We start from the raw sequence: 7,609 nt of genomic DNA, 5'->3' as shown, positions 1-7,609 counted from the left end.
ACTCTATCAGATCTTTTCTCGATCCGATTTCCTCGGTGCTTTCCAGGTTCTCGCTCTCGCGTTTCCCTTTCCGGCGGTTCCGACTTTATCAGAAGTTCTTGGCCGGTCTGACCGGCCGCTCATTTCTGAGTAATCGGGAGGTGCTTCACCGAGAAGTCGTTCTCGACATTCTCAGGAGGCTTGTAGAGTCTAACGGCGACCCGTGAACTTGTCCAGTTCCAGGCAACTGTTTGAATCTACCTCCCCACGCCATCCGTGTCAACGGTTTTTGCGGGGCGAAGAGGAGACTAGCAGCTCAGGGGGGTGAGACGCACATCAGGCCGCGGTGGGGACCGAGGCGCTGCGGTCCGCCGCTTCGAGATCGCCGGTCTCCCCTGCGCGTACCGCTCGGCCGCCCAGGACGTAGACGTACGTCAGGAATGCCAGCTCGGCCAGGACGCCGATTCCGATGCGTGCCCAGGTGGGCAGGCCGGACGGGGTGACGAAGCCTTCGATGGCGCCGGAGACGAAGAGGACCAGGGCGAGGCCTATCGCCATGCCGATCGCGGCACGTCCTTCCTCCGCGAGAGCCGCGCGGCGGGTCCGCGGCCCGGGGTCTATCAGTGTCCAGCCCAGGCGCAGTCCCGTTCCGGCGGCGACGAAGACGGCGGTGAGTTCGAGCAGGCCGTGGGGAAGGACCAGACCCAGGAACGTGTCCAGGCGGCCGGCGGAGGACATCAGGCCGAATCCGACGCCGAGGTTGAGCATGTTCTCGAAGAGGATCCACAGGACAGGCAGGCCCAGGAAGACGCCGAGGACGAGGCACATCGCAGCTGCTCGGGCGTTGTTCGTCCATACCTGGGCGGCGAAGGCCGCCGCGGGATGGCTGGAGTAGTACGTCTCGTACTCGCCGCCGGGGCGCGTCAGCTCGCGCAGTTGGCTGGGTGCCGCGATGGAGGACTGTACGTCCGGGTGGGCGCCGATCCACCAGCCCAGGAGGATCGCGACGGCCGTGGAGACCAGTGCTGTGGGTACCCACCAGTGGCGGGCGCGGTAGACGGCGGCCGGGAAGCCCTGGCCCAGGAAACGTGTGACGTCACTCCAGGAGGCGCGGCGGGTGCCGGTGACGGCACTGCGCGCGCGTGCCACCAGTTGGCTGAGCCGTCCCGTGAGCTGCGGGTCCGGGGCACTGGACTGGATGAGGGAGAGATGGGTGGCGGTGCGCTGGTAGAGGGCGACGAGTTCGTCGGCCTCGGCGCCGTTGAGGCGGCGCCGACGGCTGAGCAGGGCGTCCAGGCGGTCCCATTCGGCTCGGTGTACGGAGACGAAGACGTCCAGGTCCATCGGGTCTGCCTGCTCCTCGGCCGGTCGTCGGCTGCTCGTCGTGGCGTCGCGGATGCTTTCGATCGCGATCAGCTTGTCGTACTGGGGCGCGATGCGCCCACAGCTTGGCAGACTTGCGCTCCCGGGGGCAGATCAGGGAAGGACGACGGGCGTGAGTGAGCTGGTGACGGGCGAGGCGGTGGCCCTCGAATTGCGGCCTGCCAAGCTGCCGAGCAGGGCCCTGGCCGTGCTGCTCGACCTCGTGGTGGCCGTGGTCGCGTACGTCGTCGTCAGCATCGCGGTGCTCGTGGCGACGGCTTCTCTGGACGAGGCCGCGCAGGTGGCACTGTCGATCGCGACGTTTCTTCTGGTGCTGGTCGGTGGGCCGATCGCGGTGGAGACGCTCAGCCACGGGCGGTCGCTGGGGAAGCTGGCGCTGGGGCTGCGGGTGGTGCGGGACGACGGTGGGCCGATCCGGTTCCGGCACGCGCTGGTGCGGGGTGCTGTCGGTGTGGTCGAGATCCTGCTGACGTTCGGGGTGATCGCCTGCATCGCCTCACTGGTGTCGGCGCGCGGCCGGCGGCTCGGGGACGTGTTCGCAGGCACGCTGGTGGTGCGTGAGCGGATACCCGCCGGTCGCGCCGCCTTCGTTCCGCCGCCGCCTCCGTGGCTTGCCGGGCGGTTCGCGGGGCTGGATCTGTCGGCGGTACCGGACGGGCTGTGGCTTGCGGTCCGGCAGTACCTGACCCGGATGGGGCAGCTCGAACCTCAGGTCTCGCTGGGGATGGCCCAGCGGCTCGCTGTCGACCTCGCGGCGCGGACGGGCGCGTCGGTGCCGCAGGACCTGCCGGCGGCCGCCTTCCTGGCGGCGGTGGTGCACGAGCGGCAGTCGCGTGAGGCCCGGCAGGCGTTCGGTGCCGGTGGATCCGCTCCGCCGGTGGCCGCGGCCGGCGCGCCGGCCGGATATCAGCCGCCCGCTTCCCCGGCCTCTTCGACGGCCCAGCCGCAGGCTCCGCTTGCGCCGCCGGCCGCACCACTGCGGGAAGAGCCGTCGGCCGACCGCCCGGCCACCGGTTTCGCACCGCCGGCGTAGGAAGAGGTCCGCCCGGCGACTTTCAGCCGAACGTCGACGGCGGTGACTGCAGGTCCTCCAGCTCGATCCCGGGCGCGGCCAGGACGACGTCCCCGGCGATGTGGACGGTGTGGCGTTCGCCTGTGTCCAGGTCCGTGACCTGGTACTCGTCCACGATCAGGGGACCGCTGTCAGTGGCGTGTGCTTCGCTTTTCAGCAGGGCCCAGGACTGGTCCACGGTGCGGGGGGCGAGGACGGGGTCCGTAAAGGCGACCAGGCGTACGCGGGTCGCGTCGGACGAGGGGGTGAGGCGCAGGAGACGGGCCGTGGCGACGAGGAACGCGGGGGACGTGCCGGTGAAGGCGTGGGCGCGCACATGGCCTTCGGTGGCGTGGGTCCCGGTGGGGTCGGTGCGGACCCAGGTGACGCCGTCGAGGGCGGCGCCGCGCACCTGCCACTCACCCGCGTGGAGTTCAAGGCGGATGGGGCGGCCCAGGTCGTCCAGGGCGAGGTCGACCGAGCCGCGGTGATCGCCGGCGGGGCTGGTCACCCGGGAGACATAGCGCCAGCCGGACGGGCCGGGGGCGCACTGGAAGTGTTCTTCGGCGAGGGGGGTGCGATCGTGCGGATCGTGGAGCGAATAGCGGCCGCGGGGCATGGGGGTCCTGGGTCTTGACGGGCTGGCGGTCCGGCGCCCGGGTCACTCCGGCCGATACGGGCCGTTCGGTTGGGGTCGGGCCGTGGGCGGGGCCGTTTCGGCTGGGTCATGGGCGGCCGGAGACGGGCGGGACCGGCCAAAGGGGCAGGCCCCCGGCACGGGGGTGCGGGGGCCTGTCTCTGAGGACCTGCTGCCGGGGAGCGCGGCGGTGCACCGGCGCGCTCCCCGGCGGGCGGGTCCGGGATTCGCCGGCTCAGTAGCGGTAGTGGTCCGACTTGTACGGGCCGTCGACCTCCACGCCGATGTACGCGGCCTGCTCCGGGCGCAGCTTGGTGAGCTTGACGCCGAGCGCGTCCAGGTGGAGGCGGGCGACCTTCTCGTCGAGGTGCTTGGGCAGCACATAGACGCCGGTCGGGTACTCGTCGGGCTTGGTGAACAGCTCGATCTGGGCCAGCGTCTGGTCCGCGAAGGAGTTGGACATCACGAACGACGGGTGGCCGGTGGCGTTGCCCAGGTTGAGCAGGCGGCCCTCGGACAGCACGATGATGACCTTGCCGTCCGGGAACTTCCAGGTGTGGACCTGCGGCTTGACCTCGTCCTTGACGATGCCGGGGATCTTGGCGAGGCCGGCCATGTCGATCTCGTTGTCGAAGTGGCCGATGTTGCCGACGATCGCCTGGTGCTTCATCTTCGCCATGTCCGACGCAAGGATGATGTCCTTGTTGCCGGTCGTGGTGATGAAGATGTCGGCGGTCTCGACGACCTCGTCGAGGGTGGTGACCTGGTAGCCGTCCATCGCCGCCTGGAGGGCGCAGATGGGGTCGATCTCGGTGATGATCACTCGGGCGCCCTGGCCGCGCAGGGACTCCGCGCAGCCCTTGCCCACGTCGCCGTAACCGCACACGACGACGGTCTTGCCGCCGATCAGGACGTCGGTGGCGCGGTTGATGCCGTCGACCAGGGAGTGGCGGCAGCCGTACTTGTTGTCGAACTTCGACTTGGTCACGGCGTCGTTGACGTTGATCGCCGGGAAGAGGAGGACGCCGTCACGCTGCATCTCGTACAGGCGGTGGACGCCGGTGGTGGTCTCCTCGGTGACACCGCGGATCTCGGAGGCCAGCTGGGTCCACTTCTGGGGGTTCTCACCCAGGGTGCGGTGCAGCAGCTGGAGGATGACGCGGTGCTCGTCGGACTCGGCGGTCTCCAGGCCGGGGACCTTGCCGTCCTTCTCGTACTCGACGCCCTTGTGGACGAGGAGGGTGGCGTCACCGCCGTCGTCCAGGATCATGTTCGGGCCGCCGGTGGGGCTGTCCGGCCAGGTCAGCGCCTGCTCGGTGCACCACCAGTACTCCTCCAGGGTCTCGCCCTTCCAGGCGAAGACCGGGACGCCCTGCGGGTTGTCCGGCGTGCCGTTCGGGCCGACGGCGATGGCGGCGGCCGCGTGGTCCTGGGTGGAGAAGATGTTGCACGAGGCCCAGCGGACCCGGGCGCCGAGGGCGACCAGGGTCTCGATGAGTACGGCGGTCTGCACGGTCATGTGCAGGGAGCCGGTGACGCGGGCGCCGGCGAGGGGCTGGGCCTCGGCGTATTCCTTGCGGATCGCCATCAGGCCCGGCATCTCGTGCTCGGCGAGGGTGATCTCCTTGCGGCCGAACTCGGCCAGCGAGAGGTCGGCGACCTTGAAGTCCTGTCGGTTGTCGACAGTCGTCATTGCGAGCTGCTCCTCGGTATCGGGGCGAGGTGGGTACGGCTGGTCTGCGCGGCGGCGGACACAGGAGTGCCCGAGAAGAGGACACAGGGATGCCCACGTACGCGCAGCGCAGTCCGTCGGAGGCCCTCTCTCCCTCGGCCGGTCCGCATGGGGACCGCCCGACCGCCATCAGCAGCGACGTCTGGCTCCGTCCCAAGCTACACCGGACGGCCCGGTCGGCCCCAGTCCGCCTCCGGTCGGTTCGAAGAGCCCGGGCGGCGGTTTCGGGGTGCGGGGTGGGGGCAGGAGCGGGGCCGGCAGGGGTGCGGAATCCGGGGAACGGGAGCCCACAATCCGGTATGGACAGGGACTTTGGCGTCTTCTGGCCGTGGGCGGGGTGATGCAGGATGCAGGGGAACCGGGGCCGTCCGGTTCCGCTCGCGGGGTGTCCGGGATGGCGCCTCGTGCGACGAAGGCGTTAGGAGATCGACGTGACCAGTCCGGCCGGCCCTCCCTCCGCGGAAGACCTCGACGACGAGCCGCGGCAGCTGAAGCTGCTGGCGGTGACCGCCTGCCCGACGGGCATCGCGCACACCTATATGGCGGCGGAGAAGCTCGCGCAGGCCGCGGCGAGCCGTGGCATCGGGATGAAGGTGGAGACACAGGGGTCCATCGGGGCCGAGAACGTCCTCGATGACAACGATGTCAGACATGCGGACGGGATCATCGTCGCCGCGGACAAGGACGTCGACCTCAGCCGCTTCGCGGGCAAGCGGGTGCTGACGGTCGGGGTCGCCGAGGGCATCCACCATCCCGAGCAGTTGATCGACCGGGTGCGGTCGGCGCCCGTGTACGCGCCGGGCGGGGCCGCGGGTGGTTCGGCCGCCGGGACCGCCGGGGGCGGCAAGGAGCGGGGGCCGGTGTACAAGGCGCTGATGAACGGCGTGTCGTACATGATCCCGTTCGTGGTCGTCGGCGGTCTGCTGATCGCGGTCTCGCTGGCCCTCGGCGGGCATGCGACGGCGAAGGGTTATGTGATCCCGGACGGCACGTTCTGGGCGCACGTCAACGCGATCGGCGGGATCGGGTTCCAGCTGATGATCCCGGTCCTGTCGGGCTACATCGCCTATGCCATCGCCGACCGGCCCGCGCTGGTGCCGGGCATGATCGGCGGGTGGATCGCCAACACGGGGGCGTTGTACGACTCCAAGGCGGGCGCGGGCTTCATCGGGGCGATCGTTACCGGGTTCCTCGCCGGGTATCTGGTGCTGTGGATCAAGAAGGTCCGGGTGCCGAGGTTCGTGCGGCCGATCATGCCGATCATCGTGATCCCGATCGTGGCCACGAGCGCGCTCGGGCTGTTCTTCGTCTATGTCATCGGCAAGCCGATCGCGTGGATGTTCGAGCACCTGACGAGCTGGCTCGCCGGGATGACGGGGACGAGTGCGGTCCTGCTCGGCGCGATCCTGGGGCTGATGATCGCGTTCGACATGGGTGGGCCGGTCAACAAGACGGCGTTCCTGTTCGGTGCGGGGCTCATCGCGAGCGGCAACCAGACGGTGATGGGCATGTGTGCCGCGGCGATTCCGGTGATGCCGCTCGGGCAGGGTCTGGCCACGCTGATCCGTCGGGGGCTGTACACCGAGCAGGAGCGGGAGACGGGACTGGCGGCGCTGTTCATGGGGTGTTTCGGCATCTCGGAGGGTGCGATCCCGTTCGCGGCGGCGCGGCCTGCGCAGGTCATTCCGGCGAACATGCTCGGCGGCGCGGTGGCCGGTGCGGTCGCGGGGCTGGCCGGGGTGAAGGACGCGGTGCCGCATGGAGGGCCGATCGTGGCCGTGCTGGGTGCGGTGAGTGGGGTGCCGATGTTCTTCGTGGCCGTCGTGATCGGGGCGGGGGTCACCGCGCTGGCGACCGTGGCGATGGTGGATGTGAGTGGGCGTCGGGGGCGCGGGGTGCCTGACGGTGGGTCCGCGGGTGCGGGTGTCCCTGGTGCGGGTCCCTCGCCGTCGGCGGGTGCGGGTGCGTCGTCGGTGCATGGGGGCGCTGCGGGTGCGGGCGATCCGGTGGTGGGTACGGGTGCCGCGGTGGTGGGTGCTGGTGCTCCCTCTGCGGGTGCCGGTGCGCGGGCGGCTGGTGTCGGTGCGGGTTCCGGGGCGGTCGTGCCCGGGCAGCGGGGAGAGACTTCGGTGGGCGGGGCTGAGGCGGGGGGTCCGGAAAGCCCGGTACTTGTCTCGGCGCAGGGGGAGAGCGCGGCTGCCGGCGGCCGGGCCGGGGTGTTGTCCGGGTATCTCGATGAGCGGACCGTGCGGGGCGAGCTCGAAGCGGTGGGGAAGGACGCCGCGATCCGGGAGATGGCGGAACTGCTGGCGCGGAGCGGGCAGGTCGCCGATGTGGACGAACTGGTGGCGACCGCGTTGCGGCGCGAGGCGCAGGGGACGACCGGGCTCGGTGAGGAGATCGCGATCCCGCATGCGAAGACCGATGCGGTGACCGCGCCGGTCGTGGGTTTCGCGCGGTCGGCCGAGGGGGTCGAGTGGGGTTCGCTGGACGGCACGAAGGCCCGGCTGGTCTTCATGATCGCCGTACCGGAGGCCGCCGCGGGCGACGAGCACCTGCGGATCCTCGCGCTGCTCTCGCGCAAGCTGACGGATCCCGGCTTCCGGGAGCGGCTGCTGGCCGCGCCGGACGGGCGGGCGGTGCTCGACGTGCTGGCCGAAGTCGGGTGAGTCCGGTGAGTTGGGTGAGCCGGGCGAGATGAGCGAAAGGGTGCGGGTGCCGGGCCGGCGGTCCGGGCCCGCACGCCGCCGGTCCGGTTCGCACCCTCCGCGGGTCCGTTTCATACCCTCCGCCGGTCCGGTTCGCGCGGCAGGCTGTCCGGGAGATG

General features: G+C 70.5%; 6 protein-coding genes. 3 read left to right on the top strand and 3 right to left on the bottom strand.

What is annotated here, in order from left to right; genetic code table 11:
- The coding region (locus IO33_RS51825; RefSeq protein ID WP_209438951.1) for a hypothetical protein at positions 1 to 206 on the top strand (206 nt) is incomplete at its 5' end.
- Between the two features lie 109 nt (positions 207 to 315).
- Here the strand turns inward: IO33_RS51825 and IO33_RS0131885 are convergent.
- A complete protein-coding gene (locus IO33_RS0131885; RefSeq protein WP_031171417.1) occupies positions 316 to 1,323 on the bottom strand; it encodes a stage II sporulation protein M in 1,008 nt (335 codons plus the stop codon).
- Between the two features lie 151 nt (positions 1,324 to 1,474).
- Between IO33_RS0131885 and IO33_RS0131880 the strand changes: the two genes are divergently transcribed.
- Entirely contained in the window at positions 1,475 to 2,395 is a 921-nt protein-coding gene (locus IO33_RS0131880) for an RDD family protein (protein ID WP_031171415.1), read from the top strand.
- 22 nt (positions 2,396 to 2,417) lie between these two features.
- Here the strand turns inward: IO33_RS0131880 and IO33_RS0131875 are convergent, their stop codons facing one another.
- Complete coding sequence (locus IO33_RS0131875; protein ID WP_031171413.1) at positions 2,418 to 3,032, bottom strand: hypothetical protein; 615 nt, start codon at positions 3,030 to 3,032, stop codon at positions 2,418 to 2,420.
- A gap of 253 nt (positions 3,033 to 3,285) precedes the next feature.
- Complete coding sequence (ahcY, locus tag IO33_RS0131870) at positions 3,286 to 4,743, bottom strand: adenosylhomocysteinase (RefSeq protein WP_031171411.1); 1,458 nt, start codon at positions 4,741 to 4,743, stop codon at positions 3,286 to 3,288.
- A 470-nt stretch (positions 4,744 to 5,213) separates the two neighbouring features.
- Between ahcY and IO33_RS0131865 the strand changes: the two genes are divergently transcribed.
- On the top strand, positions 5,214 to 7,451 hold the full coding sequence (locus IO33_RS0131865) for a fructose-specific PTS transporter subunit EIIC (RefSeq protein WP_031171409.1): 2,238 nt from the start codon (positions 5,214 to 5,216) through the stop codon (positions 7,449 to 7,451).
- Positions 7,452 to 7,609 lie beyond the last annotated feature (158 nt).

The sequence above is a fragment of the Streptomyces durhamensis genome (genome assembly GCF_000725475.1).
Classification (GTDB): domain Bacteria; phylum Actinomycetota; class Actinomycetes; order Streptomycetales; family Streptomycetaceae; genus Streptomyces; species Streptomyces filipinensis.
The sequence above is the reverse complement of the archived record's forward strand: the minus strand, read 5'-3'. Positions and strand labels throughout refer to the sequence as shown.

Coding starts and splice junctions, on each gene's coding strand:
- IO33_RS0131885 (WP_031171417.1), bottom strand. CDS start 1,323: ATGGACCTGGACGTCTTCGTCTCCGTACACCGAGCCGAATGGGACCGC.
- IO33_RS0131875 (WP_031171413.1), bottom strand. CDS start 3,032: ATGCCCCGCGGCCGCTATTCGCTCCACGATCCGCACGATCGCACCCCC.
- ahcY (WP_031171411.1), bottom strand. CDS start 4,743: ATGACGACTGTCGACAACCGACAGGACTTCAAGGTCGCCGACCTCTCG.